The organism is Streptomyces aureoversilis (assembly GCF_042657885.1).
GTDB classification, from domain to species: Bacteria; Actinomycetota; Actinomycetes; order Streptomycetales; family Streptomycetaceae; genus Streptomyces; species Streptomyces aureoversilis.
Map to the genome: position 1 here is coordinate 1 of NZ_JBHSKJ010000027.1, position 16,879 is coordinate 16,879.

General features: G+C 71.1%; 18 protein-coding genes. 7 read left to right on the plus strand and 11 right to left on the minus strand.

Annotation, left to right across the window (positions count from 1 at the left end; genetic code table 11):
• The 3 genes from ACFPP6_RS32775 to ACFPP6_RS32785 form a co-directional block, all read left to right on the plus strand.
• The coding region (locus ACFPP6_RS32775) for a transglycosylase SLT domain-containing protein (RefSeq protein WP_382050046.1) at window positions 1–188 on the plus strand (188 nt) is incomplete at its 5' end.
• Between the two features lie 297 nt (window positions 189–485).
• Window positions 486–722: a chaplin family protein gene (locus ACFPP6_RS32780; protein ID WP_382050048.1), complete on the plus strand. Its 237-nt coding sequence runs from the start codon at window positions 486–488 to the stop codon at window positions 720–722.
• A 311-nt stretch (window positions 723–1,033) separates the two neighbouring features.
• Window positions 1,034–2,272 (plus strand): serine hydrolase domain-containing protein, encoded by a 1,239-nt coding sequence (locus ACFPP6_RS32785; RefSeq protein ID WP_382050050.1) that lies wholly within the window; start codon window positions 1,034–1,036, stop codon window positions 2,270–2,272.
• Here the strand turns inward: ACFPP6_RS32785 and ACFPP6_RS32790 are convergent.
• On the minus strand, window positions 2,262–2,648 hold the full coding sequence (locus ACFPP6_RS32790) for a hypothetical protein (protein WP_382050051.1): 387 nt from the start codon (window positions 2,646–2,648) through the stop codon (window positions 2,262–2,264). The genes ACFPP6_RS32785 and ACFPP6_RS32790 overlap by 11 nt on opposite strands.
• Before the next feature lie 230 nt (window positions 2,649–2,878).
• On the opposite strand from ACFPP6_RS32790, the gene ACFPP6_RS32795 reads away from it, so the two are divergent.
• Window positions 2,879–3,505, plus strand: a complete 627-nt coding sequence (locus tag ACFPP6_RS32795; RefSeq protein ID WP_382050053.1) for a hypothetical protein — start codon at window positions 2,879–2,881, stop codon at window positions 3,503–3,505.
• Window positions 3,506–3,512: 7 nt separating this feature from the next.
• On the opposite strand, the gene ACFPP6_RS32800 is transcribed toward ACFPP6_RS32795, so the two are convergent.
• The 6 genes from ACFPP6_RS32800 to ACFPP6_RS32825 all read right to left on the minus strand — a co-directional run bounded on the left by ACFPP6_RS32800 (window position 3,513) and on the right by ACFPP6_RS32825 (window position 9,687).
• Entirely contained in the window at window positions 3,513–3,692 is a 180-nt protein-coding gene (locus ACFPP6_RS32800; protein ID WP_382050055.1) for a hypothetical protein, read from the minus strand.
• Window positions 3,693–3,731: 39 nt separating this feature from the next.
• On the minus strand, window positions 3,732–4,967 hold the full coding sequence (locus ACFPP6_RS32805) for a glycosyltransferase (protein WP_382050057.1): 1,236 nt from the start codon (window positions 4,965–4,967) through the stop codon (window positions 3,732–3,734).
• Window positions 4,968–5,322: 355 nt separating this feature from the next.
• A complete protein-coding gene (locus ACFPP6_RS32810) occupies window positions 5,323–6,246 on the minus strand; it encodes an aminoglycoside phosphotransferase family protein (RefSeq protein WP_382050059.1) in 924 nt (307 codons plus the stop codon).
• A 147-nt stretch (window positions 6,247–6,393) separates the two neighbouring features.
• Window positions 6,394–6,801: a DnaJ family domain-containing protein gene (locus ACFPP6_RS32815; protein ID WP_382050061.1), complete on the minus strand. Its 408-nt coding sequence runs from the start codon at window positions 6,799–6,801 to the stop codon at window positions 6,394–6,396.
• 11 nt (window positions 6,802–6,812) lie between these two features.
• On the minus strand, window positions 6,813–8,324 hold the full coding sequence (locus ACFPP6_RS32820; protein ID WP_382050063.1) for a TnsA endonuclease N-terminal domain-containing protein: 1,512 nt from the start codon (window positions 8,322–8,324) through the stop codon (window positions 6,813–6,815).
• Window positions 8,325–8,718: 394 nt separating this feature from the next.
• Complete coding sequence (locus ACFPP6_RS32825) at window positions 8,719–9,687, minus strand: isopenicillin N synthase family dioxygenase (protein ID WP_382050065.1); 969 nt, start codon at window positions 9,685–9,687, stop codon at window positions 8,719–8,721.
• 237 nt (window positions 9,688–9,924) lie between these two features.
• On the opposite strand from ACFPP6_RS32825, the gene ACFPP6_RS32830 reads away from it, so the two are divergent.
• Together ACFPP6_RS32830 and ACFPP6_RS32835 are read left to right on the plus strand one after the other, a co-directional pair.
• Window positions 9,925–10,971, plus strand: a complete 1,047-nt coding sequence (locus ACFPP6_RS32830; protein WP_382050067.1) for an Lrp/AsnC family transcriptional regulator — start codon at window positions 9,925–9,927, stop codon at window positions 10,969–10,971.
• An 80-nt stretch (window positions 10,972–11,051) separates the two neighbouring features.
• Window positions 11,052–12,278, plus strand: coding sequence for an erythromycin esterase family protein (locus ACFPP6_RS32835; RefSeq protein ID WP_382050069.1), 1,227 nt, complete (start codon window positions 11,052–11,054; stop codon window positions 12,276–12,278).
• A 25-nt stretch (window positions 12,279–12,303) separates the two neighbouring features.
• Here ACFPP6_RS32835 and ACFPP6_RS32840 read toward each other — a convergent pair whose 3' ends face one another.
• Entirely contained in the window at window positions 12,304–13,224 is a 921-nt protein-coding gene (locus ACFPP6_RS32840) for a LysR family transcriptional regulator (RefSeq protein ID WP_382050071.1), read from the minus strand.
• Between the two features lie 146 nt (window positions 13,225–13,370).
• Here ACFPP6_RS32840 and ACFPP6_RS32845 point away from each other — a divergent pair, with 146 nt between their 5' ends.
• Window positions 13,371–13,838, plus strand: coding sequence for a nuclear transport factor 2 family protein (locus ACFPP6_RS32845; protein ID WP_382050073.1), 468 nt, complete (start codon window positions 13,371–13,373; stop codon window positions 13,836–13,838).
• Window positions 13,839–13,901: 63 nt separating this feature from the next.
• Here ACFPP6_RS32845 and ACFPP6_RS32850 read toward each other — a convergent pair whose 3' ends face one another.
• The 3 genes from ACFPP6_RS32850 to ACFPP6_RS32860 form a co-directional block, all read right to left on the minus strand.
• Window positions 13,902–14,747, minus strand: a complete 846-nt coding sequence (locus ACFPP6_RS32850) for an MOSC domain-containing protein (protein ID WP_382050075.1) — start codon at window positions 14,745–14,747, stop codon at window positions 13,902–13,904.
• A 19-nt stretch (window positions 14,748–14,766) separates the two neighbouring features.
• The gene (locus ACFPP6_RS32855; RefSeq protein ID WP_382050077.1) at window positions 14,767–15,435 is read right to left on the minus strand and encodes an O-methyltransferase; all 669 of its coding nucleotides are present in this window, start codon (window positions 15,433–15,435) and stop codon (window positions 14,767–14,769) included.
• A gap of 176 nt (window positions 15,436–15,611) precedes the next feature.
• Window positions 15,612–16,838, minus strand: coding sequence for a cytochrome P450 (locus tag ACFPP6_RS32860; protein WP_382050081.1), 1,227 nt, complete (start codon window positions 16,836–16,838; stop codon window positions 15,612–15,614).
• Between the last annotated feature and the right edge of the window lie 41 nt (window positions 16,839–16,879).

Consider the following 16,879-nt stretch of genomic DNA (forward strand, 5'->3'; position numbering starts at 1 on the left):
GGGACATCAACGCTGCCAATGGTGTGCCGTCGAAGGGTCTGCTGCAGATGATCGACCCGACGTTCAAGGCGTACCACGTCGAGGGCACGTCCTGGGACATCTACGACCCGGTCGCCAACATCACCGCCGCGTGCAACTACGCCGCCGACAAGTACGGCTCGATGGACAACGTCAACTCCGCCTACTGATCAGGCAGAGAGCACCGGTCTTCGAAGGGCCGGAAAGCCATCGCAGGGGCGGTGGCACCCCCACCACGGGGTGCCACCGCCCCTGATGCGTGTGTCCATCGCACGCATCACTCAACCACGCATGTTCGTCAGGTGGTTGGAGGGCCGTACCCGTAGGGGGTCAATGCCGGGGACGCGGTCACGGAGGAGGATGAACATACAGGCCATTGGTAGTGCCAGCGGTTTTTCCTACGCAAGACTCTTCCTTGCCAGAGCTTTTACCTGGCTTACTTCCCCCTTCCACCTTTTGGAGAAGCTATGAGCATCCGCAACGCCGCCGCCGTGACCGCTCTCGCCGCCGCTGCCCTCGGCGCCGGTGCCGGCGCCGCGAGCGCGCACGGTCAGGCCGTCGGCAGCACGGAGAACTCCCCGGGTGTGGCCGCCGGAAACGTGGTGCAGGTCGCCCCGCGCGTCTCCCCGAACGTCGGCGGCAACGTGGTCTCCGTGGTCGGCGTCGGCAACCTCAGCCACGGCAACACCCTGATCAACAAGTAAGCCCCGGTTCCAGCCGCCGAGGGCCACAGGGGTATCCACACCTGTGGCAGGCCGCGCGCCCTTCGACTTCCCGTCGGGCGCGCGGCCTTTCTCTGTTCCCGTCAGGAGTCTTCGCCGTGACAGACGAATGACGCACCCGGGCGCCGGCTTCCGCCTGCGGGATGACGCGTGCTGAACACTTCGGATGACCTTCAATACCCGTTCGGTCTGATGACCTCGCGCCTCAACCTGCGGGACGATCGGGGTCGTTGCAGTGTCTCCGGCCGAAGCGGCGCGGAGACGACGCAGGAGCCAGGGGCGGAGGACTGGGCATGAGGCGCAGCGGGTACGGCAGACACCGGGTGGCGGCGAGAGCGATCGCGGGGGTGGGTGCGGTCACCGCACTACTGGTCGGCGGGCCGGTACCGAACGCGTTCGCACGCCCGGAGCCCACCGCGCTCTCGGCGCGGCCACCGCGGGCCGGGGCGGACACTCGCGCCGAGGTGCAGAAGGCACTGGACGCCATGGTGAGGGCCGGTGCTCCCGGTGTCCTGGCACGGGTTGACGACAGCACGGGCTCCTGGACCGTCACCAGCGGTGTCGCCGACCTGCGGACGGGAGGCGAGGTTCCGCACGACGCGCAGTTCCGTATCGCGAGCCTCACCAAGGGGGTGGTGGCGACCACGGTGATGCGGCTGGCCGAGGCGGGGCAACTGGAGCTCGACCGCCCGGTCGGGGACCGGCTTCCCGGGGTGGTCGGCGGGGCCGACCGCATCACCGTCCGCCAGTTGCTCAACCACACCGGTGGGCTGGCCGACTACATCGAGCACGAGGAGTTCAACGACCCGGCGGTCTACGGCAAGCGCACGTACCGGCCGGAACAGCTCGTGGCCCTGGCGGACGGCCTGGGCGCGAAGCACGAGCCCGGACCGCCGTTCACGTACTCCAACACCGGCTACTTCGTGCTCGGCATGCTGATCGAGAAGGTCACCGGCCACCCGCTCGCGGACGAGCTCCGGCGCCAGGTGCTGGAGCCCGCCGGCATGACCAGGACGTTCCTGCCGCTGACCGACCCGGAGCTGAACGGGCCGCACGCCACCGGCTACTACCTGCCCAAGGGCACCGATCCGCAGGCCCCGGGCGCGTTGCGGCCGATCACGGAGATCAACCCCTCCTTCGCCTGGGCCGCCTACGGGCTGGTGTCGGACGCCCGGGACGTCAACCGTTTCTACCGGGCCCTCTTCGGCGGGCGGCTGGTCCGGCCGGCGTCGCTGGAGCAGATGCGCACCGGTGTGGCCACGCAGCACGCCCCGGTCTTCCCGCACTACGGTCTCGGGCTGGAGTCGGCCGGACTGACCTGCGGCGAGATGTGGGGCGGGACCGGTTCGATTCCCGGCTACGAGACCTTCGCCTTCGCCGACCGCGACGGGGAGCGCCGGATGACCCTCTCGATCAATGTCCAGCGCAACGACCCCGGGGTGGAGGACATCGTCTACGCCGGGCTGGACGCGCTCAACCAGTACTTCTGCGGCAGGCCGTACGCGCCGCCGGCCCGGGAGCTCAATTGGTGATGGTGGTGCAGGGGAGTCCTACGCTGGCGCCGCCGCGGAACCCTTCCGCACACAGCCGGGTGCCCGGCGGGAAGTGACGCTGGGGGTACGCCTGGTCCCGGTACGTCCTGAACTTCGCGACGTCTTCGGTCTTGGTGCCGGCGCTCCAGCCGTTGGTGGTCCACACGCGGGCACGGATGCGGTTCGGCTGGTTGGTGTTGGTGACGGACACCTCCACCCGGCCCAGGTAGGTGCCCGTGTCGTAGGTCTCGATGCAGACCGAGTGGTTGCACCACTTGCCCGCAGCCGCTGCAGGCGGTCCTGCGGCGATGACGCAACCAAGCGCCGCAGCCATTGCTCCGATTCCGGAGAAGATCTTCTTGGTGATGCCGTGCATGGCGCGTGGCCCTCCAGTATTCGTCATCCGTCGATCGCGTCGTCGCTTCCTGGTGCCAGTGTGATAGCTGATAGTCAGCCCGATCGGCCTCTCCCGCCCCGTTCACCCGAACCGGGCAGCCGACGCCCCCTGCGCGTCCGTTGCACCCATCGAGTGGATCCCGTACTCGCACGGGTCATTGCGGGCCCGCCGTGCCCACGGACACGGGCGCCCTTTCCGACGATGGGCCCATGTCACTGAGTCCTCCGCATCCTCTGCGCTCCCTGGCCCGCCGCATCGTTCCTGTCGTGCTGGCCGCACATGCCGTGCTGGGCGCTGCCCAGCCCGCCCCGGCTCAGCCCGCCTCCGCTCCGCACGCGCCCGCCGCTTGCACACCGGCCGGTTGCGGTTCGGTCGTCGTCGCCCCCGTGTCCCAGGCGCCCCCGGACCACGGCCCCTGCACCAGCCCGGAACCGGTCGTGTGCATGATCCGGAAGGAGACGCCCCAGGAGCGCAAGGTCACTCGCGATCAGCGGGTGCGCTATCACCGGCTGCTGAAGGACATGGAGCGCAAGGCATGCGCCATGCGCGCCCGGGGGAGCTCGGAGGAGAACATCGCCCGCACCTTGGTGAAGATGCGCAACGACGCCAAGGACATCGTCCGTGCGGGCATGACCCCGGAACAGGTCGCGGAGCTGGAGGCGCGCAACCAGAAGAAGTACGGCAACCCTCTCGGTCCGACAGCGGATCAGCTGCACGTCAAGTACGGCTCCTGGGAGAAGGTGAGCGAATCCGCCACACGCTCGAGCGAGGCCGTGGACCGCGAACTCGGCCTGGAGTTCCGCCACTGTTCCTGTGATGTCCTCCGGGCCGGATGACACCACGTCAGGCCCGGAGGCGTTCCGCAAGGGCGAGGAGCAGGTAGAGGTCGGGGACCTGCGAGACGCTGACGCCGGTCAGGAGGCTGCGCCCTCTCGCGTCGTTGAACCACCCAGAGCGCCCCAGCCGCTCCCGCTCCGCCGGCGCCGTCACCCGGCCGTCCGGCCCGGGTATCTGCTCGTTCATGGGTACCCCCGTGATGAGACGTCAGTTCGGGGGACCAATCTACGCAGGCGTCGGAGGCTTCTGCCTGCTGATCGTGGCGAGCAGCAGTCGCGCCGCCACCGCCGCCCCGTCGGTGCGGATCAGGCCGGCGACGGAGGCCGCTCGTGCTCGGGTCTCGGGGCTCAGGGCCGTCCTGAGCGCGGCCGACAGGGACTCGAAGGCCGGAGCCGGGCCGTCGTGTGCCGCGCCGATGCCCAGGTCGGCCACGCGGCGGGCCCAGTAGGGCTGGTCCGCCGCCTGGGGCACCACGACCTGGGGCGCGCCGGCCCGGGCGGCCGTCGCCGTGGTGCCTGCGCCGCCGTGGTGCACGACGGCGGCGACCCGGCCGAACAGCGTCTGATGGTTGACCTCGCCGGCGGCGAAGCAGTCGTCCCGGTCGTCGATCAGGGCCAGCCCGGCCCAGCCGTGCCTGACGAGTGTGCGGCGGCCCTGCGCCCGGACCGCGTCGATGGCCACCCGGGCGACGTCCGTCGACGCGTGCATGGGCATGCTGCCGAAACCCACGTACACCGGTGGAGGCCCGGCCTCCAGGAAGGCCGTCAATCCGGCGGGTAGCGGGCGGAGATCGGGCGTGATCCATGCGCCGGTCTGGACGACGTCGAGCCCCGGCGTCCGCTGCCACGGGTCCAGGACCGGATCCGTCGCCAGCCACGGCCGGCGGCCGACGACGTAGGCGCGGACGTCGTCCACCGGAGGCAGGCCGATCGTCGCCCGGTTCGAGTTGAGCGCTTCGCCGAAGAGGGCGTTGACGCTCTCGGCGTCCAGGTCCCACAGCACCCGGTTGTCGGTCACGTCCGGCGGGAACGGCCGTCCCGGATACGCCATCGGCGGGTGGTGCGGCGACGGCAGGTCGAGCTGCTGGAAGGTCACGGACACGGAGCGGATGCCCAGCCTTTCGGCCACCGACAGCGCACCGGCCGCGGCCGGCAACATGCCGGTCGCCACCAGCACGTCGCATCCCTCGGCCGCCGCGGTGACCGTGTCGAACTGGGTGGCGATCAACTCGGCCGCATACCGGGGCAGGGACGACGGCGGCGGCGCGGCCGCCGTCAGCTCGCGCGCCGACGGGCCTACGGGCACCACCGGAACGCCGGCACCGGCCAGCCGCTCCGCGAACTCCTCGTCCGGCGGCGCGCACACCCGCACCTCGGCGCCGAGTTCCCGCAATTGCACCGCGAGTCCCACCAGCGGTTCGACGTCCCCGCGCGACCCGTACGTCGACAACAACACGCGCATTTCACGACTCCCGTTTCCGTGGATTCCGGCTTCGGCCGGTGATTCTGCGGCACGGCCGGGGTCTTGCCGCAAGGTCCCCGGTGCGCTATACGTTGAGAGTGGAAAGGAGTGTGAGTACTCTCCTTTCCTTTTTGCTGTCCGCTGTGGACGGACAATCTCGACGACGTTCGGGAACCCGCTGCTGCGTGACGTCGCCGACGGCGAGGTGCTGAGGGCATTGGCCGATGCTTTTGAACAGCGCGAGGCGGCCGCCGGAGACGTGATCGCCCGCGCGGGGCAGCAGCGGGACCGGTGACTTCAACCTGCCCCGCTGCAGGAGGCGGTGGACCGCAGCGCCGCCCGCCACCAGCCTGCGTCAGGTGGTGGCGAACCACGCTTGAGCGAGCGAAGGAAGCGTGGCCTCGGCGGGTGCGCCCAGTTCTCGCATGTACCAAGGGAGGTTGCTGTACACGTGCAGCAGCGTGTGGGCGAGCAGCACGGTCGGCTCGAAGGCGCGGCCGTACGACTCGGTGAGGCGGGCCAGCAGTTTCGGATCGCCTCGGGTCACGAACAAGCCGACGCCGACGAAGTCGTACGCGCGGTCACCGATCATGGCCGGTTCGAAGTCGAAGAGCCCGGTCAGACGCCACCCGCCGGGATCGACGAGGAGGTGTTGCCGCATGACTTCCGTGTGGAGGAGCGAGCGCTGCGGCGCCCGGGGGAGGGGGACGGAGGCGAGGAAGTCCGGTATCTGCTCCAGCCAGTGTTCCGGCAGTCCGCGTGTGCGCTGCCGTTCCACGGCGCCGGCGCGCTGCCCGTCCAGGAAGATTCCCCAGTCCCCGGGGCCCAGGACGTCATCGAGGGGGCCGGGATCGAGTGAGTGGAGTACGGCGAGGGCCTCGCCGGTCTCGGTCACGAGCCGTTCGCGGTCCGCCTGCGGGATGGCGTCCCAGGCCTGAGCCAGATTCCGGCCGGGGAGCCGGGACATCAGCACGTACCGCCAGCCGTTCTCGTACGGCCCGAAGTCGCGCACCTGCGGCGTCGCCACCGGCAGCCGCCCCTGGAGAAACGACAGGACGCGGCCTTCGGTGATTGCGTCCTCCGCCGCGGCTCCGGGAAACAGCTTGAGGACGTGCTCGTCGCCCACCGCGTAGACCGGCTGGGATCCGTCGGGAAAGCGGGCGAGCGGCTCACCGGCCAGGCCCAGGCGAGCGCACAGTGCCTCGGCTCCCGGCCGCATGACCGTTTCGTCGGGGACGACCGCGTCCCACTCCTCATCTGTGTCCACCGGCGGAAGCATGATCGAACCGTAGACAGCCCGCTTTCCGGCCTGCAACCGGGTTTCGCCACCACGCGCTTGGCCGGGGGAGGAGGGTGTGCCGGGCGCCGGCGGAGCCCCGTACCGCCGCTGCCGGTCGGAGCCGATGCCGGGTGGACTGCCCGGCCCCTACGACGGGGCCTGCCGGTGCTCCCGCCACGCCGTGAGGACGGACTCGATGTCGTAGGGCGAGAGGTTCAGCGGTGGGCCGGGCGGGGGCATGCGGAGGGCGGCGGCGATCTTGTCGTTGATCTCGGCGATGATCCGGCGCGCCTCACGCTCCGTCCCGGACTCCACGGCCGCGGCGAGGGCGTCCTCGGCCTCCTTGCGCAGGGCGAGCGACGGCGGGAGGAAGGAGACCTTCTCGCGCCGCATCTTCTCCTTGATCCACCAGTCTTCGTCGTAGGGGCGTTCGAGGCCGGGCAGCGGCTTGCCGAACCCCGGCAGGTCCTTGAAGGCGCCGCGCTGCTCGGCTTCCCGTATCTGGCGGTCGGTCCACGATTCGAAGTCCATGCCGCGGGGCTTGCGCTCGGTCACTGCTCGCTCCTTCACCGCTCGGCGGCCCTGCCGTCCCTTCCTGCTTCCAGGGTCGCAGACACCGATCCGCCGCAGCGCAGCGGCCGAGGCGGGGACGGTGCGAGCCGGTAGGGGCCGAGCTCCCAGTGCCAGTCGTTGCGCAGCACCAGCGCCGCGAGGTCCAGGGAGGTGAAGGGGATGCCGTGCGCGATGTCCCGTACGTCCGGCCAGGTCAGCTCCCCGGAGGCCAGAGCCGCACCGATCCTGCGCTCCAGCTCCGGGTCGGCCGGGTGCCGTGCGAGATCCGCGCGCGTACGGGCGCCGTCGGTGACCAGGAGGCCCCACCCCTTGCGGCGGCAGAGCCCGGCCGCGGCCCGGTGCTTGGCCTGGTTGATCGCGAGCGGGATGTCGCCCCGTGGTTTGGCCTCGATGAGCACGGTGCGGCCGTCGGTGGTGACGGCCAGGAAGTCGGGGTAGTACGAGCGCCGCCGCCCGGCGTGGGTGTAGTCGACGGCGAGGGGCTGCTCCTGGAAGTAGGCGACCTGGTCGGCGTGGTCCAGGAGCTGGACGACCCGCAGCTCGGTCACCGACTCGTACTGCACTTCGCGCCCCAGCTTGCCGCTGAACCAGACGCCGGAGTGCTCGCGCTGCCCGACGCTGCGCCGGGCCGCCAGCTCCTCCCGGGCGGGGGCGGGACCGGGAGCGCCGAACCAGTCGGCCGCCGTGGCCAGCGCCTCCCACCGGCGTGACGCGCGCTCCCGGCGTTCGGCCACCCTCTGCTGCTTCCGTTCCTCCTTGTGCCGCTCGGCAAGCGCCCTGACGGCCTCCTGGAGCAGACTCCGGGCCTGTTCCTTGCCGTACCCGGCGAGACGGGCCAGGACCAGGCCACCGGGGTTCAGCGGCACGCCGGGCAGCGCCACCTCGACGACGTCCGGCAGCCGCGCCGCGACAGGAGTGTCATGCGCGCGTTCCGGGCCGAGGAGGCCGCCCAAGGCTTCGCGCAGGGCGACGGTGGCCGGGTCGCGGCTGCCGAGCATCCGGGTGATGCCGCGGGCCTGCAGCTGGCTGATGCGCTGCCGCGTCAGGGAGAACTCCTGCCCGATGGCCTGCTGGGTGGACGGCTCATGGTTCTCCAACCCCAGCCGGCGGCACAGCACGGCGTGGGTTCGTACGTCACGCAGCTCGCCGACTGCTGCGGCCACCAGGTCCCGCAGCACGGTCGCCGTGCCGGCACTGTCACCCGCCACTGCTTCCCAGGACAGGTCGGTGGTCGCGTAGCCCGGGCAGACGGTGTCCAGCAGCCAGGCCTCCAGGAGGAGCCGGCCGTCCGCCTGCCACAACCGCTCGGCGACCGGCCGCAGCGCCTCGACCGGGAAGCCGCCCAGGTACCTGAGCGGCTTCCTGGCCAGGAACTCGGCACGGCGCTCGGGCGACAGACGATGCCCGGTCACCTCCTGCCAGACGTCGGCCACCGCGCTCGGCTCGCAGACCGGCGGCCGCTCGCGCTTCCCCCGCCGACTTCCGCTCCCTCCTGGCGGTCGCACGCACCCTACGGTTCTCCGCGAGCCGCGCCTGCCAGTCGTACGCCCCCGAAGCCAGCCGTCCGGCCAGCCACGCGACGGCCGCCTCACCATCGGCCGCCTCGTCCAGCGGAACCAGCTGCCTGGCCGCCCAGCGCATGGCGGTGACACTGCGCTGATGCCGGTCCGCCAGCTCCTCGACGCTCAGCCCTCCGGCGATACCGTCGACCAGCCGTCCGTACTCCTCGGAACTCCAGCTGCTGCCCCTGCGCTCCGGGACGGCTATGTCGTCCACAGCACCATCGTTCACCTGCAAGCCCCCCACTTCGCACGCGAGTTGCCGGCCACGAGATCGTGGCCTGCGTACGGGAGTATGTCCGATGCGTGTTCGCGGAAGCGGGGAGGCAGCGGCGGTGTCTCACTTCAGGGCGATCTCGGCGACCTTGGACCGGACGTAGGCGCGGGCCGTGACCGGAGGGTGGAGTACCCGGCCGATCGGGGCGGGGAGCGACTCGACGACGGTGTGCGGGTCGCAGTCGTAGAAGTAGACCAGGGACATCAGCTCCTCGGACGGGGCGTCGGCGGGCGGGGCCAGGACGCGGTGGCGGCCGGAGCGCCAGCGGTCTCCGGTCCAGCGGGCCATCAGGTCACCGATGTTGACGGTGAGCGCTTCGGGGTCGTACGGGGCGTCCTGCCAGCCGTCGTCCTCGGTGTGGATCTGCAGGCCGCCCTTGCCGGGCTGCCGGTCGAGGACGGTGACGGTGCCGAAGTCGGTGTGCGGGCCGACACGGAACTGGCCCGGCCGCGGCATTCCCGCAGTGGTGATGGCGGGATACCAGTTGAGTGTCAGGGTCCAGTCGGGTTGGCTGGTGTGGCGGGTGAAGAAGTCGAGCGGCTGGCGCAGGGCCGCAGCCAGGAGTTCGAGCAGTTCGTCGGCGAGCGCGCGCATGGAACGTACGTACCGCGCGAGGAGGGGCTGCAGCGCCGGAGACCGGGACGGCCAGGCCTTCGCCGGCAGCAGTCCGGGCCCGGGGCGCCCGGCAGCGGCGTCGTCCGGGCCGGGGGCCGTCGACCAGGTTTCCACCAGGTCGGGCGGCGTGATCAGGCCTTCCGCCCGGCCGGTGGCCACCGCTCCCGGGCCGCTCCAGCCGTACTGGCCGCCTTCCGCCAGGAACGGCAGCTTCGCGTCGGCCGGTTGGTGGAAGAAGGCGCGGGCCGCGGTGCGGATCGCGGCAGGCAGGTCGGGATCGACGCCATGGCCGGTGACGAGCAGGAAGCCCGCTCGCTCGAGTGATCGGTCGACAGCGGTGGCGAGACGGTCGCGGCTCCGGCGGTCACCGCTCCGCCACAGCGAGAGGTCGATCGTGGGGATGGCGGAAGTACTCATGCTGCTCTCCTCCTCATGGCCTTGCCGCGTCCGGGGTGGTGCAGCGGCCCGGTCATGGTCGTTCGAGGGGCGGACGCCACCCAGCCGTTCGCCGGGAAGTGGGAGGAACGGGCGATTCCGGCCGGTGGGGCGGGAGAATGCGTCAGGCTGCGGGCCCGGTCGGGACCCGGGCCGTCTATCGTCGGGTCCTGTCGTGGAGATCACGAGGTGGCGTGGACGCAGGGGAGGGGGGTCACGGTGGTGGGATCGGGATCGGGATCGGGATCGGGATCGGGATCGAGGTCGGGATCAGGGGCGGGCACCTTCGACACTCTGGAACTGGGGCTGTTACAGGCCCTCCAGCTCGACGGACGTGCGGCCTTAAGCCGCATCGCGCGCCGCCTGGGCGCCTCGGAACGCACGCTGACCCGCCGCTACAGCCGGCTGTGCACGCTGGGCCTGCGCGTCGTCGGCCAGCCCGTCCCGGCACGGCTGGGCATGACCCGTTGGCTGCTGCGCCTCCACTGCGCTCCCGGCTCCGCGGGCTCCGTCGCCCAGGCCCTGGCCCGCCGGCCCGACACGAGCTGGATCTCGCTGGCCTCCGGGGGAACCGAGCTGTACTGCGCCCTCACCACCTCCACCCAGCACGAGCGGGACAAGCTCCTCTTGGAGAAGCTGCCCCGCACCCCCGGCCTTACGGGCGTCGACGCGCACTGCCTGCTGCGCCTCTTCACCGGCATCACCAGTACGTGGTACGCCAGCGGCATCCCGTTCGGCCCGTTCGGCCCGGTCCGTAGGGGTGAGGAGGGACGCGTCCCAGTGCCGGCCTCGGAGCTCCGCGAGTCTCCCGGGCCCGGGCCCCTGTCCCTGGACGCCACCGACCGCGCTCTCCTCGCCGAGCTGGCCAAGGACGGCCGGGCGGGCCTGCCCGAGCTGGCGGCCGCCACCGGCCGATCGCCCTCCAGCGTCCAGCGCCGCCTCGAACACCTCAAGTCCCAGGGCGCACTGGGCTTCTCCGTGGACTTCGCGCCCCGGCACCTGGGCTACCACCTGATGACCCACCTCTGGCTGCGAGTGGCTCCCGGCGAAGTCTCGGCCGCCGGCCGCGCCCTGGCCGCCCACCCCGAAATAGCCTTCGCGGCCGCCACCACCGGCCCGCACAACCTCGTGGCCAGCGGAGTCTTCCGTGGCGACCACGACCTCCACGACTACCTCGACCACCGCATCGGATCGCTCCCCGGCATCCAGTCCATCGAGACCGCCCCCATCCTCCGCGAGGTCAAACGGCTCGCCTTCCGCGCCTGACCGGGAACCAAGCTTCTCTCGAAGCTTCAGAGCTCAGCCTCCTTGACCTCAATCAAGCTTGAGGTGCGAACCTGGGCGGCATGAACAACACCACCGCCCCTGTTGGGGGTCCTTTCGCTTCGCCCGTGAGCGCGTCCGATCCGCGCCATGCTGACGTCCGTCCGCTGCCCCTGTCCGGCAATGCACTCGATGCGCTTGCCGAGGACATCTCTGCGAAGGCGACCGTTGTCGGCATCGGGGAGTCCACTCGCTTTTCCCGGGAGACTTTCGGTGTGCGGGATCAGCTCTTCCGCCGGCTGGTCCAGGATCACGGGTTCCGGGCGCTGGCTGTTCAGGACAACGCGGTCGTCGCCGCTCGGCTCGACCGGTACGTGCTCGCCGGTGACGGTTCGGCCGAGTCCGCCCTCGAGGGCGCCTGGCGGCCCTGGCGTACCCACGAGATGGCCGCGGCGCTGGAGTGGATACGGGCGTTCAACCGGGACCACCCGCACGACCCCGTCCGCATCTTCGGTGTGAAACCCGCACAGGCCCAGCTCGGGGACTACGACGCCGTGCTGGACCACGTCCGTGAGTCGGCCCCGGAACGGTGGGCGGAGGTGGCCTCGCACCTGGAGGTGATCCGCAGTGCTCACCAAATCGATGAGCATGTGCAGCGTGCCCGGGGAACGCACCCGGGACGCCCCTTCGCCGACCATGCCCGCGACGCGCTCGCGCTGGTCCGGTCACTGACCGGCACTGCCCCCGCCCATGGCGACGACATCCTGGCGCGGATGCGTCTGATCGTGGACTTCCACGAACGCAGCGTCGCCGGGCGGGACAGCTACGCGGGTGACGACGCCGTATGGGCCGATGCCATCAGCGGCCATCAGCGCCGGACCGGCCTGCGCATCGTCTACTGGGACGGCATCGCCCACACGTCGGCAACCGCGGCGACCCTGGGCCTCGCCCCCGAGCGCGGTCCGCAGCCCACCGTCGGCAGTGTGCTCCGCGAGCGTTACGGCGACGAGTACGTATCCGTGGCGATCGGCTTCCACCACGGAGACCTCGGCGCGGTAGTCGTCCCGGAGCCGGCCGGGGAGCTGATCGACGCAACGCTCGGCGCGGTGGACCTCCCCGCCCACTGGCTGGACCTGCGCGACGCCGCCGTACGCCGCCGGTGGGACGGCCCGGCGAAGGCCCGTGTCATCAGTGGCGTCTACGACCCCTCCCGCGATGCCGCCGAGCACATGGTCGTTCCTTCTCTCGCCGACGCGTTCGACGTGCTCATCCACATTCACGAGGTATCCGCGGTGCGATGGCTGCCGTGAGCCGGGAGACCGGGGCGTCATGCAGTCATGCAGCCGAAGGGTCGCTCAGATCCCGGAGCCGGCGCGACCGGCCGCTCTGGTGGATCAGTTCGCGGAAGCGGGCCACCAGCGGGTTGGTCGTGTTGCGGCGCCAGACCAGGGAGTTGGACGTGGTGGCGCCGGCGAGCGGGCGCGGGGTGACGCCGGTGCGGTGCAGCACCCGGTAGGAGTCGGCGAGCACGGCGGCGCCGAAGCCGGCGGCGGCCAGTGCCAGGAGTGTCTGCACCGTACGGGCCTCGGCGGCGATCCGCGGGACGACCCCGGCCTGCCGGCACAGGGCGGCGATCTCGTCGTACGACAGCGGTGAGACTTCCCGCGGCCACAGCACCAGGGGCACGTCGCCGAGTGCGGTGAGCGGCAGTTCGCCGTCGCCTGCGGCCAACGGGAGTGCGGAGGGAAGGAAGAGCGTGAAGGGCTCGCGCCACCACTCGCGTACGGCGAGCCGTTCGTCCTGCGCGGGCAGCCGCTGCACGGCGAGGTCGCAGCGGCCTTCCAGCACCTCGGCGGACATCCGGGCGTCGTCGAAGCTCTCCACCAGGCGGAGCTCGACGTCGGGGAGCGTCTCGCGGGCGGTGCGCAGGGCGGCGCCGAGCGGGCCGTTGATCCCGGACCCTGCGAAGGTGATGGTCAGCCGCCCGCGCAGCCCCTGCGCGGCGAGCCGCACGTCCTCCTGTGCGGCCTGGGCCTCGGCGAGGATCACCCGGGCGCGGGCGAGCAGCGCTTCGCCGGCCGGGGTGGGGGTCATGCGACGGCCCTCGCGGTGGAACAGCGGGGTGCCCAGGCGGCGTTCGAGGTCGCGCAGCTGGCGGCTGAGTGTCGGCTGGGTGAGGTGCAGACGCTCGGCGGCGGCGACGAGGGTGCCGGTTTCGGCCACGGCGACGACGTAACCGAGGACTCTGATCTCCATGTATGCCTCCTGGGCAGACATTGTCTGCTCAGGACTGCCTTGCAGGCAAACAAGTGCGCGGGCAGGGTGGGTCACGTCAAGCAGAACGGCGACAACGAAACGAGGAGCCCATGACTACTGACCTCATGACCACTGAAACTGACCCCATGACTGCCGACCCCGAGGCTCCTGCCACTTCCATTTCCACCTCCACCTCCACCTCCACCTCCGTCCGGGCCGCCGCACTCCACACCGTCGAGGCGTACTTCGAGGCATTCGGCCACGGCGACATGGACGCGGTGTTCGCTCTGCTCGACCCGGAGGTCGAATGGTTCGTCCCCGGTGACGCGGCGCTGGTTCCCTGGGCGGGGCGGCGCACCGGGCACGCGGCGATGCGCGAGTGGTTCCCCCTGCTCGCCGGTGCCGGGGAGCGGAAGGACTTCGAGCTGTACGGGATGACGGCGCTCGGCCCGGACCAGGTCCTGGTGAACGGACGGTTCGTCTTTCGCATGCACGCCACCGGGGCGGTCTACGACGACGAGTTCGTCATACGCTTCACCGTCCGCGACGGGCGCATCACCGCCTACCGCATCTACGAGGACACGCTTGCCCTCGCCCGCGCCTACCGGGGCTGAACGGGCTCGGCGGTTCCGGGCGTCAGTTGCCCGGTGCGATGCCGAGCGACCGGATGAGGGCGGTCAGGCGGCCGCGGGAGCGTGCAGCTCGGACTCGCCCCACGAGGTGACGGTCACGTCGTCGCCCACGGAGATCTTGCCGGGCCGGAGCACGGCGAGCTTCGTACCGAAGGCGACTCCGCCCTCGGAGGCGCGCCGGTAGCCCGCGAGGGTCCGCAGCGGTTCCGGGCCCGCCTTCTGCGCCGATTCCTGTTCGACCAGGGTGACGGCACAACGGATGGCGAGCTTGGCGTAGCCCAGTTCGGTCGTGCCGATCCCGAGGACGTGGGCCCGGTCCTCGGTATGGGGCTCGGCCCAGCCGTCGATCACTATGTTCGGGCGGAAGCGGTTCATGGGCAGCGGCGCCGTGCCGCGTTCGGCCAGCTTGCGGTTGAGCAGTTCGAGGGTGGAACGTGAGATGACGTGCAGGGCGCAGCTGTCGGCGTAGCCGGAGGTGCCCGGCGTTCTGCCGTCGGTCACTCGATGGTGCTCCGGCGGCACCCGCACCAGGCGGCTGGGGGTACGGAGCACGTCGGAGAGCCATGCGGCGGCTGTGTCGCCCTGGTCGATCCCCTGGTAGGCGGTCCCGAACAGGTCGACCGGCCGGCGGGCACCCGAGGCGTCCACGGGCAGGTCCACGGCCTCGGTGTCCGGCGCGCGGAGGGTGAGCCGTTCGCCGTCGTCACTGACGGCAGGCCGGATCAGGGACAGCCGAGGGTCCCGGCGCTGGGAGCGGAAGACGCCCTCGTCGCTGATGACCATGAAGCTCCGGTCGTGCGCGAGCCCGGCGGGCGTCAGGAGAGCCTCACGGGTTGCCACGCCGGCACACCCCTTGATGGGGTAGTACGACATCTCGACGACGCGGGCCATGCCCTGTTCCTCCGGCTCTCTAGCGGGTGACGAGTGCGAGGGCGAAGCCGTCGTGGCCCTTGGCGCCGACGGTCTGGACGGCGGTCGCGGTGAGGCGGGGATGCTCCGCGATCAGCTCGGTGAAGCGGCGGACGCCCTGGATGTGGGGGTCGGCACTGGCCGGGTCGGTGACCGCCCCGTCCCGCACGACGTTGTCGCCGATGATGACGCTGCCGGGCCGGGTGAGCTTCAACGCCCACTCCAGGTAGGCCGGGTTGGACGGCTTGTCGGCGTCGATGAAGACCAGGTCGAACGGGTCGTGCCCCTCGTCCGCCAGCCGGGCCAGCGAATCCAGGGCCTTGCCGACGCGAAGGTCGACGATGTGGTCCAGCCCGGCGCGGGAGATGTTGGCGGCGGCCACGGCGGCACACTTCCCGTCGGCCTCGAGAGTGACCAGGCGCCCGTCCGCAGGCAGGGCCCGGGCGAGCCAGATGGTGCTGTAGCCGCCGAGGGTGCCGATCTCCAGGATTGTGCGGGCGCCCTGGAGCGTCGCCAGCAGGTTCAGCAACTTGCCCTGATTGGGGGCGACCTGGTGCGGGGGCAGCCCCGCCGCTCCACTGTCCGCGACGGCCGCGAGGAGCGCGTCGTCCTCCTCGACCAGCAAGCCGTTGAAGTAGTCGTCGACGGCGGTCCAGGTCTGCTGGGACACGTGGATTCCCTTTCGATACGCAATGCGTTCCGGAGGCGAACCTACTACGGACGTCCGGCAGTCGGCCAAGAGTTTGATACGCAGTTTCCCGGACACCACTGACCTGTCCGGCGACGACGCCGCCCACGCGGAGGTCGGCCTGCTGCTGCGCGAAGCCGCCGCAGCAGGCCGTCACCTCACCAGGTGACCGGGATCCCGGCAGCCATGATCGCCATCCGGTTGGGGTGCCAGGGCACCTCCTCCGCCGGTACCGCGAGGCGGATGCCGGGCAGCTGGTCGAGGAGGACGCGGAAGGCCGTCTCGGACTGGCGGCGGACGAGGTGCGCGCCGGGGCAGTGGTGGCGGCCGTAGCCGAACCGCAGGTGGGGGTTGGGGGAGCGGTCCGGATCGAAGGTCTCGGGGTCGGTGAACGCGGCCGGGTCGAAGTTGACCGCGTCCAGGGACAGCAGCACCAGGTCGCCTTCACTGATGGACGCGGAGCCGAGCTCGGTGTCCTGGGTGACGTAGCGCGGGATGGCGTTGCCCAGGACGACGCTGCACCGCAGCAGCTCCTCCACGCACTGCGGCATGGTCTCCGGGCGGGCCCGCACCGCACTCATCACCTCCGGCTTCTGCAGGAGGTTGACGGCCGCCACGCCCAGGAAGCTCGCGAAGTCCTCGTAACCGCTGACGAACAGCACCGAGACGATGTTGGACAGCTGCTGGTCCGTCAGTCCCTTGCCTTCGGCGTTGAGATCGGCGAGACGGTCCGCCAGGCCGCGCGGCTCGCCGGGGCGGCGGCCGGACATGTGTTCCTGCATGTAGACACGGATCTCCTCCCAGTTGCGGGCGAGTTCCTCGGGTGTGTACGTGACCATCGTCAGGTCCATGTCGGCCCGCCGGGCCAGCCACTCGCGGTCCGCGAAGGGCAGGCCGAGCAGCCGGCACATGCACTGGGCGGCGACCCATTCCGCGAAGTGCCGCTGCAGATCGCCCGGTGAGCCCTCCCGGACCATCGCGTCCAGGCCCTCACGGGTGATGCCGGCGACCCAGTCGGCGGGCAGCTCCGGCTGGTTGCGGCCGAGCGCCTTGAGCACCTCGTCGCGCAGCCCGGCCTTCTGCAGGTGGTTCATGGCGTCCAGCAGTTCGGGCGCCAGGACCGGGACGTCCTGCGCGGGGCTGTCGGCCTCGGCCAGCACGGACCGCGCGAAGGCCCGGTCCCGCAGCACCTGCTGGGTCAGTTTGTAGCCGGTGACCAGCCATGCCTCCCCGCCGGAGTTGGTGCTGACCCGGGCCACGGGGCAGCGGCTGCGCAAGTCGGCGAGCTCGGGGGCGAGACGGTCGCCGTCGGTGCTGAACGGATAGTGCGGAAGCGGCTCCTCGCGCGGAGCGTCGTCGGTCATGGGCGGCTGCGGTGCGGTCACGTCGTACGAGCCTTTCGTCCGGGGGCGAGCGCGGTGCGGTA